Genomic DNA, 15,511 nt, shown 5'->3' on the forward strand with positions numbered 1-15,511 from the left:
TAAACTGAATATAATTTCATTTTAAATGTGAGATTATTATGTTAGCGCTTCGACTACCCTCAGCGTGACATAGTTTTTAATGTGTGTGAATATAATAAATAAAAGATGCCGTCCTGATCGTTCCTAGTTATTTTGATTTTGAGTTATATCATACAGGACCTCGATTATGCTCAACGTGACCCCTTATTTATTTAACTACCTCAAATAACTTTCTAATTGTGTATAAAGCTCTTCTTTCTCACTTGGTCTCTTCGCCTTTGTTACAACTAATTTGCCATCCTTGTCAAATATAAAATATTGAGGATAATATTCAGCTTTATCTTCTGCCTTTGCCAGTAATTCTTTCCAGAAAGGAACTATTGTTTGCCTGTTTTTCCGTAAATGAATGCCTTCCATGTTATTTAATTTGATAAATTCTCTCCAAGTAGCATCTTTATTTTCCTCATCCATATCCAAATAAACAAATACTACATCTTTCCCTTTAAACTTTGATTTTAGTTCTGGGATATATTGTAGTTCTTCTTTGCATGGCCCACACCAGGTTCCCCAGATATCTAGATAAACAACCTTTCCTTTTAGCGGTTTAATTAGGTCTGTTAATGAGTTTATTTTTTCAACTATTTCAATTTTTTTATTGGAAGCATTTACCGAAAGTATTTTTTGCAAGGTGGCAACTTTGTCATTAACATCCTTGTAATAAAAACCATTTGGGAATTGCCTATTAAAAGCATACACCAAGCCTGATAAATTAGTTAGGTCTTTACCGTTATAAAGATCTGTTATTTGTTGATAAAAATAAGGTTCAACTACAGCGGCTGGAAGGTTTTTTATAGCGCCAATTAATGAAATAGAAGCTGCTCCATATTTTGTTCTGGCTATCATTGCGCTATCAAAACTTATCCCGTAATAGGGAAGTGGCGCTGAGTTTGGAATATTATCTTTTTTAACTTGCAGAGCCATTTTGGTATCTATATAGCGCATATAATACCTCACAAATTTGTAGTAATACGAGCCCCCTGGTAATGTATGCTGTGCTACTGGCGAGGTGCTAAATATTTCGAGCATAAGGCTATCTAGCATTGGTTTTTTTAGGTCAGCCACTTGGGTAAATAAACCTAGTAAATAATAGCTCCTATAGTTAATTTCATTGCTAATAATCTGCTTGTCTTTATCATCTACTTGTGAAACATTAACCTTTTTAATTTGGTCTTGTTGCTTTAACTTAAAAGGATTCACAAAATTTTCCAATAGTTCAGAGAAAGAAAAATTGTTATATGTTTTTGAGGCATCATTATGGTTATTTGTGAAAAAGAACGGCGGTTCATCAAAGCCAATGTCTTGCATCAGTTTATTTTCCGGCAAGGCTGTTCCTGCTAGAAACAGTGGGCCTTCATTTACCGATTTTAGATTAAAGGTTAAGGTTTTGGATGGACGCAAGAGCAAATCGCATATTACTTTATCTTTAAAAATTAAGCTAGTTAATTTTGTTTCCTTAATCGGTAAAGTAATTTCAAAGGAGCCGTCATGAGCAATGGGAATTGAAATCGAGTTATAATCATGAAAATCATAAACCAAGGGGATGTTGATCTTCAATTCGGCCTTTCCGTCATAGTCTGTAATTTTTCCGCTGAGTTTAAATTGAGCATCGGCTGATAAGCAATAAACCATTGTTATTGCTAAAAGGATAATTTTCTTGAAATACATGTTTTTACAACGAATAGTTAGAGAGATAAATATCTTCGGCATTTTAGTTTACTTTTAAATATTGCTCTATTTGCTGATAAAGTAAATTGGTGTCACTAGGTCGGTTTGCCTTACTCACTACTAAATTTCCATTCTTGTCAAATATAAAATACTGTGGATAATATTGTTCTTTGTCGTTTGTTTTTGCCAGTAATTCTAACCAAAACGGTTCAATGGTTTTTCGGTTTTTACGAATATGAACACCAGTTAATCCATTAACTTTTATAAATTCTCTCCAAGTAAAGTCCTTATCCTCTTCATCCATATCTAAATAAACAAAGGCTACATCTTGCTTTGCAAATTTTTCTTTTAACTGTGGATTGTAGGTTAATTCTTCTTTGCATGGTCCACACCAAGTTCCCCAAACATCAACGTATACTACTTTTCCTTTCAGCGTTTTAATCACATCATATATAGATGATAACTTTTCATAACCATCAAATATTTTGATGTTAGTATTAGACTCGTTTTCTAAGAGCCGTTTTCGTAGTATGCCAATCTTTTGCGTAATATCAGTTTGATAAGCACTTCTTGTAAAAGTAATGTTAAAAGCATTGACTAGACCTTCCATTTGCTTAAGGTCTTTCGCATTATAAAGGTTGATGATTTCTTGATAAGTGTAAGGTTCAACTATCTTTAAAGAAAGATTATTATTTGCCCCAATCCATCGCCAATATGGCTTCCCAAATGACTTAATTAGTTTTGTTGCACTGTCTATAGTTAAATTGAAATATGGAATTTTTTCGGTTGGCGAAAGTTGATCTGGTTTTTTCTGCATAAATGCCTTGGTTTCCAGATAACCTAAGTAATTTCTTACATAGGCAAAATATTGCGGCCCAGCAGGAAAAATTACTGGGTTTTTGTCACTGTGGTCAAAAACATAAACGATTAAACTGTCATTCTTTTTTTTGTCAGCCAATCTAGTCCGTGCAAAATCATTAATGTAATTGTAAACTATAGATTTAAGTTCGGTAATAATTAACAGTTTATGTTTATCTGTTAAAGTTGATGTATTAACTATCTTTATCTTTTCATCTCGTTGTGAAAAATAGGGTTTTAGTACTCGTTCTTTCAGTTGTAGTAAGGGAAGTTTTGCGAATTCATTATTGCCCTCATTTTTTAAAAAGAAGGGATATTCTTCCACATTAACTTTTTGCATTACTTTGTTTTCTGCTAGAGCTGTTCCGCCAGTTAAAATTAAGGTGGTGTCTCTTAAGTTAGCTGTCAGGTTTTTGGTAGGATTTAAAAGCAAAGTATGAAAAATTCTCTTGTAAATAAGGTTGGCAAATTTTGATTCCTTAATAGGTAATACAATATTAAATGAGCCGTCTTTCGCAACTGGAATTGCAACGGAATTCTCTTTATAAAACCCGAAAACCAATGGGATATTTATTTTTAATTCTTCCATCCCATCATAGTCTATAATTTTTCCACTTAGTTTAAATTGAGCAGTGGCTGATAAGCAATAAACTATTGTTATTGCTAAAAGGATAATTTTTTTGAAATACATAACTTATAACTGTATAGTTAAATGAATAAAGAATTCCTTTGCACTCTCACGAATAATCAACTCATGTTTACCTGGATATAATAAAGCCAAACGTTGTTTTACATTCTCTAATCCAATTCCGCTTTTCAATTTCTCTGGATCGTTATCTGGTTTAATATGAATGCTGTTATGCACATCAAAATACAAGGTGTTTTCCTTTGTTTGCAAGGTTACCTTAATGTGCGATGGCTGTTGTAAGCTAATCCCATGTTTAAATGCATTTTCTACAAAAGGAATTAACAACATTGGGGCAATTTGAAAGTTGTTTAATTGTTCATCAATTTGGGTGTCAATAACTATATCACCAGAGCGAGAAGTTCTTAGTTTTTGCAGGGCGATATAATTTTCTAAATAATCTACATCTCTGGTAAGGGAAATTTTCTCCTGTACATTTTCATGTAACATGAACCTCATCATGTCACCTAATTTCTGAATGCCTTCTCCCGTTCTTTCAGCATTCTCTTGTAAGGCGGTTCCGTATAAAGTATTTAAAGCATTAAACAAAAAGTGTGGGTTAATCTGCGATTGCAGAAAACTTAAGCTTGCATCAGATTTGCCAAGCTCAGTTCTTAAAGAAGTTAATACATTGCTATTGGTAAGTCTACTTTTATAAATATACCAAGCCAATGGTAAGGTAATTAACAATTGTGTTGGAAAATGGAAGCAAAGAATGATGGCTGCAAACTCATCATCTCTTGCCATCATTAAAGTGATAAGAGAAATTGGAATGGCTGCCAAAATAGCAGCAAAAAGGATTTGAAAAAGATAGCGCCTAAACTTCCTGCCTTTTTTATAATGTGTAGGTAAATAAAAATAGATGGCATAAACTGTAATACAAATACCCGCCAAAATTACTAATGTCCACATGATGATGATTTCAAAAGGAGCATTGGCCGAAACCCATAACAACAAACCCACAAACCAAAATGCAAGCCCGAAACCAATGTCTACTTTAATCTGATTCTGACTGCCTTCAATCTTTCTTTGATCTTCGACTAAATAAGTCACAAATTCTTTTAATAGTACATAGCCAGCTATAGCAATGATGATCCACAACGAGCTTGAGAAACCTTTAAAGAAAACACGGTTATAAGCATCCTGAATATCATCATATTCTAATAGAAAATAAGCCTCTGTGTAAGTTTTACAAATACTGATCACTAGGCCCATAACTAAGAATAGGCCAAACAACAGTATGCCATTTAAAGTACTTTGCTGTTTTTTAATTAGTTTAGGGACGATTAGAAAATTCAAAGACAAAAACCCAAAATAGATAATTGAATACTGAAATAGTTTTGGAAGAAAATAACTATAGAGATAAGAAAAGGTTAAACCATTATTTCTAAAATGATAAAATTCGTAAGAATGCCTGCGGTTTCCTGTATTAGAAATAAGTATAATTAACGCAATGCCATAAAGAATGGTTGCTATCCAGAATTCTGCCTTCTGTAAATCTTTTTGTTTCATGCTTAGTAGTTTGATGCCACAATTTTAACAAGCCTAAAGCTACCTATTTTAAAAATGTGATGAACTTGTAAAAAAATGTGATGAATTAGAAGATTTAACGGTTATGGGTTAGCGAACTTTGAAGTTTTGCTGTAAAGGCCTAAGTTTGCAGTAAATCTAAATCGTAAATCTTAATTCTAAAAACGTAAATGATAGTATACGGTATCCCAAATTGCAACACTGTTAAAAAGGCCCAAGATTGGTTAAAAGAAAACCATGTAGATTTCGAATTTCATGACTTTAAGAAAAAAGGCGTTACTGCAGAAAAACTAACGGAGTGGTTTGATACGTTTGGTTGGGAAAAAGTGATCAATAAAAACGGATTAACCTTTAAGAAATTAAGCAAGGAAGAACAAGCAGAAATTAATTCTCCATCAGCAGCCATTTCTTATTTAATGCAAAATACAAGTGCCATCAAACGCCCAATTGTAGAGCAAGATGGCAAGGCAATTCTTTTAGGTTTTTTAGCCGAAAATTACCATGAAAAACTAAAATAGTAGAGCTATAAGTTCTAATTTTCAGTTATTTAATTATTTCTAAAACATCTTATAAAATTTAATGTTATCTGTCCACAAAATCACAGAAATCCATTAAATGTTTTTGAAATGAACTATTATCAAGCATCTAAATTAATTGTAGACTATAATCATTTAGTAAACACAGAATTCAAAGGCAAAACAATTTCTGCCTTGGTAATTGCACCCTCAGACCATGAAGGTTTAGATCGATTAATCTATATGGTTAACCAGCAATTACATTCTCCTTATTCTTATAGCAAATATCCAATTTTAGATGTGGTTATTGTTTTTGATTATAATCAAAAAGTTAAAAAACATAAACTAGATAAAATCTCATTAAAAGAAATTTTGCCCCATTTAAAAACGGCTTAATTAATTTCCTTATACCATACGTGGTACATAATTTTCCGTTTTTTCAATCTTCTTAATCTTAAGACTTATGAATTATCATGAAGCAGAACTAATGATTGAAGCGAACAGTCATTTAGTTGATCAAACGTACAAAGGCAAAACCATAGACAAGTTAATTATCGTTCCTGCAAAACAAGAACAGATCATGAAAATCTTGTCAAACTTATCACTTAATCTTTCCTCTCAGAAGATTTATGCTCAATATTCAGATTTTGAGATTGTAGCCATATTAGACTACGAAATGTGGTTATGGACAGGTGTGCTTTATAAAGCTACACTTAATGAGATTTTGGCTTCTCAGTTGAATCAAGATTCAGCATAAAACCTTAATGATCTTCTGTTGTTAATAAACTATCCGTGAGCTGAAGCAGACGGCAATGAACCAATGAACCCACAATTATGCAAATAGAACAAGAACTACTCATCCATGCTGCCAGGGTTGGCGATATAGCTGTATTAAATGAATTGCTAAATGGTAAAGCTGATGTAAATATCAAGGACGAAAAAGGATATACACCACTAATTATTGCTTGTTACAATAATCAATTAGAAGCAGCTAAACTATTACTCGCTAATGGCGCAGATGTAAATGCCCAAGATTTAGGCGGAAATACTGCATTGATGGGTGTAGCTTTTAAAGGGTATCCAGCAGTTGCTGAATTACTGATTGAAGGCGGAGCTAATTTAAATTTACAACATGGTAATGGCGGTACAGCCTTAATGTTTGCGGCTATGTTTGGTAGAAATAATTTAGTTGAACTGTTGTTATTGCATGGTGCAGATACAAATATTTGTGATGTGAGAGGGATGCGAGCCGCAGATTTAGCAGCACAACAAGGAAACGTTAAAGCTTTAGAATTGTTAGAAGCATAATATATTAACCACAGTAAAAAAGGATGAACACAGATGAATTAACCTAATTAAATCTGTGTGCATCTGTGTAAATCTGTGGTTAATTCTTTAAAAAAGCCTCACGAAATTTCGTGAGGCTTTTGCATTTTAAGCCGGAACTTTTCTCGCTTTTTCCCTATCCCAAAAACGATGTTGGGCAATTGCTTTAATAAATTGATCACCTAGCTTTTTAACGTCTCCTTCAATGATAATTCCATCTTCTTTAGCTGCAGCAGCAAAATAAGTAGCGTCTACAACTGCTTGCGCATCGGCATCTATAGCAATGGCTTTACAGTGTTTAAAAGCTTCATTCAAAAAATGAATGGCATCAGGTTCTGTGGCAATGGTAGCTACACTTTTTTTGCCGCCAGGCACATAAACCGCATCATAAAATACCGATGCTACAGTTAATAAACTTTCGTCAGCAGCAATTGCAGCATTTTTATCTGTAAGAATATTTCCGAGCTTAGGAGCAATGATTTCTACCGTTGCTCCTGCAGCCATTAACGCTTTTTTAACATCATTCACTGATTTATCGTTTACACCATCTGCAGCAAGAATGGCAATTTTCCTTGTTTTAATGTTATCCTTAATGGTATTAGCCATACTTAAGGCTTCAGAAACTTTAAGCTTCGAGTCTACCTCAATCGGTTGATAATCTGCTGGGTTTCCGTCAGCAGGAATACTGTGATTGATAGGTTCAAGTTCTTGTTTTGGAACGGCCAAGCCTAAGGCTGCAGCAACCTTGCTAGCCAAACCATTATCTACTTGTGTCAATCTGCCAATCATTTTTTCTCGAATGGCAATTGTTTTAACCTTTCCTAATTCAAATCTCAATGCATCTACGATATGATTTTTCTCTGCTTCAGACTGACTGTTATAAAATAACCTCGCTTGACTAAAATGATCAAAGAAACTTTTGCTTCTTGCCCTTATTTTTCTAGCATCAATCCTTTCATTATGACTTACAAAACCGCCGTCAGCTGCTTTAACCTGTGCAGGATCATTATTGCCTGTGGTATTCGGGTTGTAACTTGCCTTGCCAACATTAATGGTTTGCCTCATGAAACCATCTCTTTGGTTATTGTGAACAGGTACTACAGGTCTATTAATAGGTATTTCGTGAAAGTTAGGTCCGCCTAAACGAATCAGTTGTGTATCGGTATAAGAAAATAACCTGCCTTGCATTAAAGGATCATTGGTAAAATCTATTCCTGGTACAACATGGCCAACATGAAAAGCTACCTGTTCGGTTTCTGCGAAAAAGTTATCGGTATTTCTATTCAAGGTTAATTTCCCTATACGCTGTACCGGAACCAGTTCTTCAGGTATCAATTTTGTTGGATCCAATAAGTCAAAATCAAATTTATGCTCATCAGCGGCTGCAACTATTTGAACGCCAAATTCCCATTCGGGGAAATTACCACTTTGTATGGCTTCCCATAAATCTCTTCTATGGAAATCTGGGTCTTTACCAGAAATGTTCTGAGCTTCATCCCAAGCTACTGAATGTACCCCCAGTAAAGGTTTCCAATGAAACTTCACGAAGTTCGATTCGCCTTTATCATTAATAAACCTAAAGGTATGTACACCAAAACCCTCCATCATTCTGTAACTTCTAGGCAAAGCCCTATCGCTCATTGCCCACATGATCATGTGCGTAGATTCGGGCATTAGGGAAATAAAATCCCAAAAGGTATCATGTGCACTAGCGGCTTGTGGCATTTCATTGTCTGGTTCTGGTTTAACGGCGTGCACCAGATCAGGGAACTTCATGGCATCTTGAATAAAAAAGACAGGCATGTTATTACCCACCAAATCAAAATTCCCTTCTTGGGTATAAAACTTAACTGCAAATCCTCTTACATCTCTTGCTAAATCGGTTGATCCTCTTGACCCTGCCACGGTAGAGAACCGCACAAATACCGGAGTTTCAATTTCGGTATCATTTAAAAACTGTGCTTTAGTTAATTCAGGAATGGGCTTATATAATTTAAAAACACCATGTGCCCCAGACCCTCTTGCATGCACCACACGCTCAGGTATTCTTTCATGGTCAAAGTGTGTAATCTTTTCTCTAAGTATAAAGTCTTCCAACAATGTTGCACCCCTGTCTCCAGCCTTTAAGGAGTTTTGATCATCGTTTATACCTACACCATGATCGGTTGTCATCTTTTGGTTTGTCGCATCAGCCGTATGTGGCTTAAGATTCTCAATTTTTGCACTATTGTTTAATGCGGTTGTTTTCGGGGCAATAGGTTTTTTAGCCATAGGTTTATTTATTTATCATAGAATACGGTAAACACTTTGCTAACCCTTATGTTTCAATTATAAATTATCTTTTTGGGCATAAAAAAGCCGCAACCAAAAAGCCTTGTTTTTTATGCGCTTTAGTTGCGGTTAGTTTAATCTTTATGTTTATAAAAGACCATATAGGCCATTGCTAGGATAATTAATCTTAATATCCCTAATTACCCTTGGCTTTTTGTTAGCATGAGCAACCTCATTTTTTAAGGATACATTTTCTCTAATAGCTAAACTTGAGTTTTTTAAAGGTTGGTTGTTTTTTGTTGCTGATTTGATGTCTGTTGTCATGATATAGATTTGATTTTCCGCTAAAATTTAATGATACCACAACAACACATTAAGCACCATATGGTTTTAAGGTTTTTAGAAAAATCCCTTAAAGCATTAATAACAATGGCTAGCATTAATCACCGTCGCTGGCAACCTCAGCGGTACTTTAACTCATGAAATCAGCAACTGCTTCGTGTACAGCAGCAGGTATAGCTACAGCAGGGATTTGTGTTAAACTATGTTGTGCAGAATTGTATTTCTCTATATAAGTACCAGAAGTATCATTAAATTTTAAATAACCTTCTTCAAAAAACCTTTCTTCTACTACCTCAGACGCGTCTTTATGACGCAAATTTAGGGGACAAACCTTAGTGGTAGATTTATCGATCATTAACCACCTTTGATCCTTGCTTAAATTCTCGATGTTGAACTTGTTTGCATCAGTTTCTAATAAATAAAAATTGGCACTCTCAAAAAAATAACAGAGTGCAGTACTATTTATCCCTTCTACTGTAGCTTGCTGATTAGCGTTAAAATAAAGCATGGTGTTGCATTTGATGATACTATAACATATTAGTCTTTCAAATGTTTTGCACAAGCATAATATGCTTTTAGGTTGTAAGAATTTTAAAACATTTTCTATTTGAAATCCTTTATGTCTTGCCGCTGCCAATTGGGTAGTGGTCAATCAAACCTAAATATCAAATACCATGGAAAATCAAGAGTATCAACCAGAAAATCAAGAAAGTAACCAACAAGGTGAAAACACTGGTGCACTAAACCAGAGAGACGAAAACAATCAGCAAAATGCGAACGCTGAGCGCCAAAGTCAAAACGCTCAAAACGGCGAAACTCCTTACGGCGCTTCTTACCAAAATGAAGAGAATGACAGCTCAAAGGAAGAAAACGAATTTAAAGAAGGGCACGCAGCTGGACAAAACCAGTATGGGCAAAATCAAGGTCAACAACAAGGGCAGGGCAGCTCACAAAGCCAGGATTACTCCCAGAACCACACCCAATCACAAAACGATGATCAATCTAATAACTTCGGACAAACCACTAATCAAGGTACGGGAGGTTATGGCGATCAAGAAGACGGCATAGCTAATAAGGGAGATGGTTCGGGCACTGCAAATCAATTTGACGGTGCAGATGCCGATAGCGACAAAGAAACTTTTGGAGAGGATAGCCAAGAGAGTGGACAAGAAGAAAGAGGTGATAGGGGACTATAATAAGGTTAGTTTTTTTGTAAGAGAAGCCCCGATTTTATATCGGGGCTTTTTTTGCTAAGCTATCGCAAAATTAATTCTTGTGTCTGGGCAAAGAGAAAAAGAAAGTGCTGCCTGCACCCAATTCACTTTCTGCCCAAATCTCACCATTGTGACGGGTAATAATTTCGTGAGCTAAGTACAAACCAATGCCCAAGCCAGAAATATTGGGTGAGGCTTCATCTATACGATAGAACCTTGTAAAAATATTCTTCAACTTGTCTTTAGCTATACCAGGGCCAAAATCCCTTACGCTAACCGTTACTTTTTGAGCTGTGCAGGTTAGCGCAACCTCTACCTTATTTGCCTTTGGGGCATATTTAATGGCATTAGACAATAGGTTCACAATTACTTGCTCTATGCGTTGTGCATCGCCTTGCACTGGGCACTCTGCTAGCTCACTTTTAAAACTAATATTATGTTTTGCCTCAGATTGCTGTATCAGCTCAATGGCTTCCTCCACAATATATTTTAAGTCAAATTCTGCACGGGTTAATTGTAATTTACCTGCCTCAATTTTAGATACATCCAATAAATCATTTACTAATGAGGTAATTCTACCAACTTGGTTAAGCGCTTTTTGAAGAAATTTCTTTGGACCCTCTTCCTTAATCTGGCGATCAAGAATCTGTAAATAACCATTTATACTTGCTAATGGTGTTTTTAACTCATGGCTGGCTAGCCCTATAAATTCATCTTTTTTATCATTTAACGCCCTTACTTCTTCAAACAGCTTAGCATTATCAAGGCTAATGGCTGCTTGGGCAGCGATAGAAATTACTAAGGCTTCATGTTCTTCGTTAAACATGGCAGGCTCTGGGTGACCAAAAAATAGCCCGCCAATTACGTGCCCATTACGTGATATTACCGGAACGGCCAAATAACTCACCACGGGTAAGTGCCCCTTTGGCATACCGAAATGTGGGTCGTTTTTACCGTAACGGGGGTCTTTGGTAATGTCATCAACCCTCACCACGCCCTCGCCAGAAAAGGTTGGGTGAAACACTGCTGTGTTTCTAGGCATGCCAAACTTTTCAAAAGCTTCTCTAGGTGCGCCAGACAAGGTAAACAGTGTGTAAGATTCTCCAGCAGCATCCATCTTGTTATAAAAGAATGCGCCAAATGATGCTCCTGTTAATTCTGTTGTGGCATCTGTTACCTTTTGTAAAATCTTGTTCAAGTCCAGCTCTTCAGAAATGGCACTCATCACCATATTCATGATCTCTAGGCGAACGGTATATTTTTTTGCCCTTTGCTGTGTTATTTTTTGTTGGGTAATATCCCTTGCAATTTTCGAAGCGCCAATTACCTTACCAGTATGGTCTACTACAGGAGAAACCGTAAGTGATAGATGTATTTCTTGCTTGCCTTTGCTATAACGTACGGTCTCAAAATGGTCTACTTTGTTGCCATTGCGTATCTGACCGAGTATATAGTCTTCTTCGTTTAATCGGTTTTTTGGAATAACAATAGAAATATGACAGCCTATGGCTTCAGCTTCTGTAAACCCAAAAGCCCTTTCGGCTGCAGGGTTCCAACTGGTAATGATACCTTCTAATGTTTTAGAAATAATGATATCATCTGATGAGTTAACCAGGGCTGCTAACCTTGCTTGTTTTTCTGACAAGTCTAATAAACGCTGTTCGTTTTGCTTCTGGTTAGTGATATCCAATACCGATCCGATAAATCGTTTTGGTTTATTGTTTTCGTGATAAACTTTTCCCTTGGCTCGCACCCACCTTATTTGTTGGTCTTCTTGCCCAATGGTACGGTATTCTACATCATAATTGCCATCGGGTTTTTTACCAGTTAAGAGCTGGTCTATAATCGTAACAATACGTTCCTTATCCTCAGGATGTAAACCTTGTACAAAGTCTTGCTCATAGGTTACTTGGTTCCTGTGGGCAATGCCGAAAAGTTCCCTGCATCTTTCATCCCATTCCATGGTGCCTTTTTCTAGGTCCAAATCAAAAGTACCTAGCTGCGCAGCAGTTTTAGAAAGTTGGATCTGCTCATATGCCTTTTCCAATTCCATCCTTGCCCTTACTTGTTCAGATACATTTACAGAAATAGCCAGCACACCTAAAATTGCACCGTAAGAATCACGATAGGCTTGGTAAACAAAGTTTTGGTAAACCGTATCTTCCTTGCCATGACGAATCAGTTTAACTGGGGTTTCATTGGCAAAAAAAGGCTCACCAGTACGGTAAACTGCTTCCATTACCTGTTCTAATCCCTGTTCCTTAGCATCCGGTAAAGCTTCAAATACGGGTTTGCCTGTAACTTGAGCCAGTGACTTGCCCCAAATGTCAAGCATGGCATCGTTTACCAAATCAACCACAAATGCTGGGTCCCTTAATAGAGACATCGCCAATGGTGCTTGCAGAATCATGTTGCGAAAGTTTGTTTCACTAAATTCTGCATGTTGTTTGGCAAGGTTCAAATCGGTTACATCGGCAGCAGTATTCATTACACCGTATACCTTTCCACTATCATCAAATAAGGGTGTAAAGCTATAGTTGAAATAGAATTCCTTTAGTTCGCCATTAATGGTAAGCTTAACCTTGCTATTGCGGATGTTAAACGGTACACCTGTGTTATATACCTCATCAAGGTGTTGGTATATACCAGTTCCGGCTAATTCTGGTAGTAGTTCCTTAAAGGTCTTACCAATTACATCAGGACCTTTGCCCCAAACTTCAATTACAGCCTGATTAGCTCTAATAATTCGCATTTCCTTTCCAATATAAACCGCAATAGGAAAGGGCGCACTCTCAATCATTGCATTGATCTGTTGCTCCTCGCTAGTATAACTAGGGTTTGTTTGGTCTTTACTTAATGAGGATTTGCTGTTTGGTTTGTGGTTAGGTTCTTCCATGTGGCAGAGCTACGGTAATGTGTTTTTTAGTTTGGCCATGCCATAACAGTTAAACGCCTGTTTTGTTTACCAATTTTTTTGCTAATGCGCCCAGTTCGTCAAAGTCAAATGGTTTAGCTACAAAAGCATCTGCTCCAGCCCGTGCAGAAAGCGCCTTTACATCGTTATTAGCTGAGATATAAATAACAGGTATTGCTTTTAATTCTTCATCAGCTTTTAATAACTGGGTTGCCGCAATGCCGCCAATGGTTGGTATCCAATTGTCCATCAATATCAAGTCTGGTTTTGTTTCCCTTGTTCTTTCCAACACATCATCACAGGTGGGATGGGTAAAAACCTGCCATCCCATGTCTTCAAAAAGAAAACTAAAAATAGTTAGCAAGTCATCATCATCATCAAATATCAATACTGTTTGATTAGCCATGATGCTAAAATAGTATTTTTTGAGCTAGAAGAAAAATTGCGAAGCAATGTTTAAAAAGAATGGTTCTCTTATCTTAACAAAGGATTTATTGTCAAATAATTAAAGCAGGTAATTATGGGCTTATGCCTATTTACGATATACCTTTAATTGTTTTTGCAAAATTTGCCTAGCCATGTGAATTCGAGTTTTTACGGTACCAATGGGTATATTTAAGTCCTCGGCTATCTCATGATATTTATAGCCTTCAAAATACTGAATAAATGGATCATAATAACACTTAGGTAACTTAGAAAGTGTCTTTTGAATATCTGCCATTGCAAATTTACCCTCTGCCTCGTTTTTGGTTGCACTAGTCATCAGGTGGGCGTTAGAAATCTCATCTTCCTGTGTAACCACTGCATTTTTTCTAGTTTCCTTACGATAATCGTTAATAAAGGTATTCCGCATGATGGTAAAAAGCCAAGCTTTTAAATTGGTTCCCTCTATAAATTTATCAGCATACCTCATTGCTTTAAGCATGGTATCTTGTATAAGATCATCTGCTTCGCTGTCATCTTTAGTAAATTTATAAGCAAAGGAACGCAAATGGGGTCTGTGTTCAGAAAGCACGTCATTAAGTTGAAATGTTTGCATAATAGGATGATTTTAGTTTATAAACTACCTATATATATACATTTTCAGTTGGGTAATTGTTTGGCCTGAGAAATAGTTATTCTTAATTGGAGTATTATTGTTAAGTATTCAGCTAACCTGCCCGTTATTTTATCAAATGCAAAATCCCACCAACAGAAACAGATTAATGGGATATAAGCCCAAGTTAATTTGTAATATATTTAGACGAAATTAGTAACAATAGGGTGCGATCTGCTTTTGCCTCATCATAATTTTCCTTAAGTAGTTGGTTAATATGCTTATTCTTCAATTTTACAGCAGCCATTTGCAATATCTGAAAAGACGCCATCTCTACACTTTCAATATTTTGAAGATAAAATATAATGGATAGATCACGAAGCTCAGCTTCCCCTCGTTGTTCATCTATGGCCTCAAATGCATCTTCTACCAAGCCAGTTAAACCGTGTATGCTACCCTTAGATACCTCTGCATCTAACAAGGAATAAATCAACTCCATTCTGGCAATTTGTTTTTCTACATCTGCTACGGTTTCAGCAATAGCATGCTTAAGGTCGGCAAATTCAACTTCGCTCGCAAGATGTGGCAACTTAGATACCAAATGCAGTTTAGCACCGTAAATGCGATCTAGGTGTTTCAAAAAAAATAACTTCAGCTTCTCAGAACCTAGGTTAATCTTTTTCCATGATTTGGATTTATCAGACTGCTCATTCATATGGCTTTATTAAGCCACTAAGTTAAAAATTCTTTCACTTTTGCAAGAAGTTTATTAATATCAAATGGCTTATTCACATAACCATTTGCACCACTGTAACTTGCTAACGCAGCAACATCAAGTTCAGCGGATAATAGTAACACAGGAACTTTTTCCAACTCCAACTCATTTTTAATGTCTATGCAAATTTCAGCACCTGTTTTTTCAAAGCCATTAATTCTCACATCAAGCAGAACAAGGTCTGGATGTAGGAGTTTTATTTGGGCTGCACTTGTACCAGTCTGGTAAAGTATGGTTTCATAGCCCTCTTCCTTAAAGATGATGTCTAAAATTGTAAGTATATCTTCATCATCATCAATCACTAGTATCCGTTTTGCCATTTTAATCTTTTTTTGAATGAA

Annotated in this window: 16 protein-coding genes; 5 read left to right on the forward strand and 11 right to left on the reverse strand. The window is 36.0% G+C overall.

Annotated features, from left to right (window positions below; genetic code table 11):
- Positions 1–195: 195 nt before the first annotated feature.
- The 3 genes from EZ428_RS20035 to EZ428_RS20045 are packed head-to-tail and all read right to left on the reverse strand — an operon-like array spanning position 196 to position 4,759.
- Positions 196–1,746: a TlpA family protein disulfide reductase gene (locus tag EZ428_RS20035; RefSeq protein WP_131554986.1), complete on the reverse strand. Its 1,551-nt coding sequence runs from the start codon at positions 1,744–1,746 to the stop codon at positions 196–198.
- A 1-nt stretch (position 1,747) separates the two neighbouring features.
- Complete coding sequence (locus EZ428_RS20040; protein WP_131554987.1) at positions 1,748–3,253, reverse strand: TlpA family protein disulfide reductase; 1,506 nt, start codon at positions 3,251–3,253, stop codon at positions 1,748–1,750.
- A 3-nt stretch (positions 3,254–3,256) separates the two neighbouring features.
- A complete protein-coding gene (locus EZ428_RS20045) occupies positions 3,257–4,759 on the reverse strand; it encodes a sensor histidine kinase (RefSeq protein ID WP_205945769.1) in 1,503 nt (500 codons plus the stop codon).
- 188 nt (positions 4,760–4,947) lie between these two features.
- Between EZ428_RS20045 and EZ428_RS20050 the strand changes: the two genes are divergently transcribed.
- The 4 genes from EZ428_RS20050 (at position 4,948) to EZ428_RS20065 (ending at position 6,600) form a co-directional block, all read left to right on the forward strand.
- Positions 4,948–5,295, forward strand: a complete 348-nt coding sequence (locus EZ428_RS20050; protein ID WP_131554988.1) for a Spx/MgsR family RNA polymerase-binding regulatory protein — start codon at positions 4,948–4,950, stop codon at positions 5,293–5,295.
- A 108-nt stretch (positions 5,296–5,403) separates the two neighbouring features.
- Complete coding sequence (locus EZ428_RS20055; protein ID WP_131554989.1) at positions 5,404–5,688, forward strand: hypothetical protein; 285 nt, start codon at positions 5,404–5,406, stop codon at positions 5,686–5,688.
- Positions 5,689–5,755: 67 nt separating this feature from the next.
- Positions 5,756–6,049 carry a hypothetical protein gene (locus tag EZ428_RS20060; RefSeq protein WP_131554990.1) on the forward strand — a complete coding sequence of 98 codons (294 nt, stop codon included), beginning with the start codon at positions 5,756–5,758 and terminating at the stop codon, positions 6,047–6,049.
- 77 nt (positions 6,050–6,126) lie between these two features.
- Complete coding sequence (locus EZ428_RS20065; protein ID WP_131554991.1) at positions 6,127–6,600, forward strand: ankyrin repeat domain-containing protein; 474 nt, start codon at positions 6,127–6,129, stop codon at positions 6,598–6,600.
- A gap of 126 nt (positions 6,601–6,726) precedes the next feature.
- Here EZ428_RS20065 and EZ428_RS20070 read toward each other — a convergent pair whose 3' ends face one another.
- The 3 genes from EZ428_RS20070 to EZ428_RS20075 form a co-directional block, all read right to left on the reverse strand.
- Positions 6,727–8,889 carry a catalase gene (locus EZ428_RS20070; RefSeq protein ID WP_131554992.1) on the reverse strand — a complete coding sequence of 721 codons (2,163 nt, stop codon included), beginning with the start codon at positions 8,887–8,889 and terminating at the stop codon, positions 6,727–6,729.
- 147 nt (positions 8,890–9,036) lie between these two features.
- The gene (locus EZ428_RS24040; RefSeq protein ID WP_165501841.1) at positions 9,037–9,213 is read right to left on the reverse strand and encodes a hypothetical protein; all 177 of its coding nucleotides are present in this window, start codon (positions 9,211–9,213) and stop codon (positions 9,037–9,039) included.
- Positions 9,214–9,361: 148 nt separating this feature from the next.
- Positions 9,362–9,739, reverse strand: a complete 378-nt coding sequence (locus EZ428_RS20075; RefSeq protein ID WP_131554993.1) for a hypothetical protein — start codon at positions 9,737–9,739, stop codon at positions 9,362–9,364.
- A 166-nt stretch (positions 9,740–9,905) separates the two neighbouring features.
- On the opposite strand from EZ428_RS20075, the gene EZ428_RS20080 reads away from it, so the two are divergent.
- Positions 9,906–10,427 carry a hypothetical protein gene (locus tag EZ428_RS20080; protein ID WP_131554994.1) on the forward strand — a complete coding sequence of 174 codons (522 nt, stop codon included), beginning with the start codon at positions 9,906–9,908 and terminating at the stop codon, positions 10,425–10,427.
- A 70-nt stretch (positions 10,428–10,497) separates the two neighbouring features.
- Here the strand turns inward: EZ428_RS20080 and EZ428_RS20085 are convergent, their stop codons facing one another.
- From EZ428_RS20085 to EZ428_RS20105, 5 genes are all read right to left on the reverse strand, one after another.
- Complete coding sequence (locus EZ428_RS20085; protein WP_131554995.1) at positions 10,498–13,341, reverse strand: PAS domain S-box protein; 2,844 nt, start codon at positions 13,339–13,341, stop codon at positions 10,498–10,500.
- A gap of 49 nt (positions 13,342–13,390) precedes the next feature.
- Positions 13,391–13,765: a response regulator gene (locus tag EZ428_RS20090; protein ID WP_131554996.1), complete on the reverse strand. Its 375-nt coding sequence runs from the start codon at positions 13,763–13,765 to the stop codon at positions 13,391–13,393.
- 126 nt (positions 13,766–13,891) lie between these two features.
- Positions 13,892–14,398 carry an RNA polymerase sigma factor gene (locus EZ428_RS20095; RefSeq protein WP_131554997.1) on the reverse strand — a complete coding sequence of 169 codons (507 nt, stop codon included), beginning with the start codon at positions 14,396–14,398 and terminating at the stop codon, positions 13,892–13,894.
- Positions 14,399–14,582: 184 nt separating this feature from the next.
- On the reverse strand, positions 14,583–15,110 hold the full coding sequence (locus tag EZ428_RS20100) for a DUF892 family protein (RefSeq protein WP_131554998.1): 528 nt from the start codon (positions 15,108–15,110) through the stop codon (positions 14,583–14,585).
- A gap of 17 nt (positions 15,111–15,127) precedes the next feature.
- The gene (locus EZ428_RS20105) at positions 15,128–15,490 is read right to left on the reverse strand and encodes a response regulator transcription factor (protein WP_131554999.1); all 363 of its coding nucleotides are present in this window, start codon (positions 15,488–15,490) and stop codon (positions 15,128–15,130) included.
- Positions 15,491–15,511 lie beyond the last annotated feature (21 nt).

The sequence above is a fragment of the Pedobacter frigiditerrae genome (assembly GCF_004331645.1).
Taxonomy (GTDB): domain Bacteria; phylum Bacteroidota; class Bacteroidia; order Sphingobacteriales; family Sphingobacteriaceae; genus Pedobacter; species Pedobacter frigiditerrae.

Excerpts from the sequence above, each read along its gene's own strand:
- EZ428_RS20035 (WP_131554986.1), bottom strand. The coding sequence starts at position 1,746 with ATGCCGAAGATATTTATCTCTCTAACTATTCGTTGTAAAAACATGTAT.
- EZ428_RS20040 (WP_131554987.1), bottom strand. The coding sequence starts at position 3,253 with ATGTATTTCAAAAAAATTATCCTTTTAGCAATAACAATAGTTTATTGC.
- EZ428_RS20045 (WP_205945769.1), bottom strand. The coding sequence starts at position 4,759 with ATGAAACAAAAAGATTTACAGAAGGCAGAATTCTGGATAGCAACCATT.
- EZ428_RS20050 (WP_131554988.1), top strand. The coding sequence starts at position 4,948 with ATGATAGTATACGGTATCCCAAATTGCAACACTGTTAAAAAGGCCCAA.
- EZ428_RS20055 (WP_131554989.1), top strand. The coding sequence starts at position 5,404 with ATGAACTATTATCAAGCATCTAAATTAATTGTAGACTATAATCATTTA.
- EZ428_RS20060 (WP_131554990.1), top strand. The coding sequence starts at position 5,756 with ATGAATTATCATGAAGCAGAACTAATGATTGAAGCGAACAGTCATTTA.
- EZ428_RS20065 (WP_131554991.1), top strand. The coding sequence starts at position 6,127 with ATGCAAATAGAACAAGAACTACTCATCCATGCTGCCAGGGTTGGCGAT.
- EZ428_RS20070 (WP_131554992.1), bottom strand. The coding sequence starts at position 8,889 with ATGGCTAAAAAACCTATTGCCCCGAAAACAACCGCATTAAACAATAGT.
- EZ428_RS24040 (WP_165501841.1), bottom strand. The coding sequence starts at position 9,213 with ATGACAACAGACATCAAATCAGCAACAAAAAACAACCAACCTTTAAAA.
- EZ428_RS20075 (WP_131554993.1), bottom strand. The coding sequence starts at position 9,739 with ATGCTTTATTTTAACGCTAATCAGCAAGCTACAGTAGAAGGGATAAAT.
- EZ428_RS20080 (WP_131554994.1), top strand. The coding sequence starts at position 9,906 with ATGGAAAATCAAGAGTATCAACCAGAAAATCAAGAAAGTAACCAACAA.
- EZ428_RS20085 (WP_131554995.1), bottom strand. The coding sequence starts at position 13,341 with ATGGAAGAACCTAACCACAAACCAAACAGCAAATCCTCATTAAGTAAA.
- EZ428_RS20090 (WP_131554996.1), bottom strand. The coding sequence starts at position 13,765 with ATGGCTAATCAAACAGTATTGATATTTGATGATGATGATGACTTGCTA.
- EZ428_RS20095 (WP_131554997.1), bottom strand. The coding sequence starts at position 14,398 with ATGCAAACATTTCAACTTAATGACGTGCTTTCTGAACACAGACCCCAT.
- EZ428_RS20100 (WP_131554998.1), bottom strand. The coding sequence starts at position 15,110 with ATGAATGAGCAGTCTGATAAATCCAAATCATGGAAAAAGATTAACCTA.
- EZ428_RS20105 (WP_131554999.1), bottom strand. The coding sequence starts at position 15,490 with ATGGCAAAACGGATACTAGTGATTGATGATGATGAAGATATACTTACA.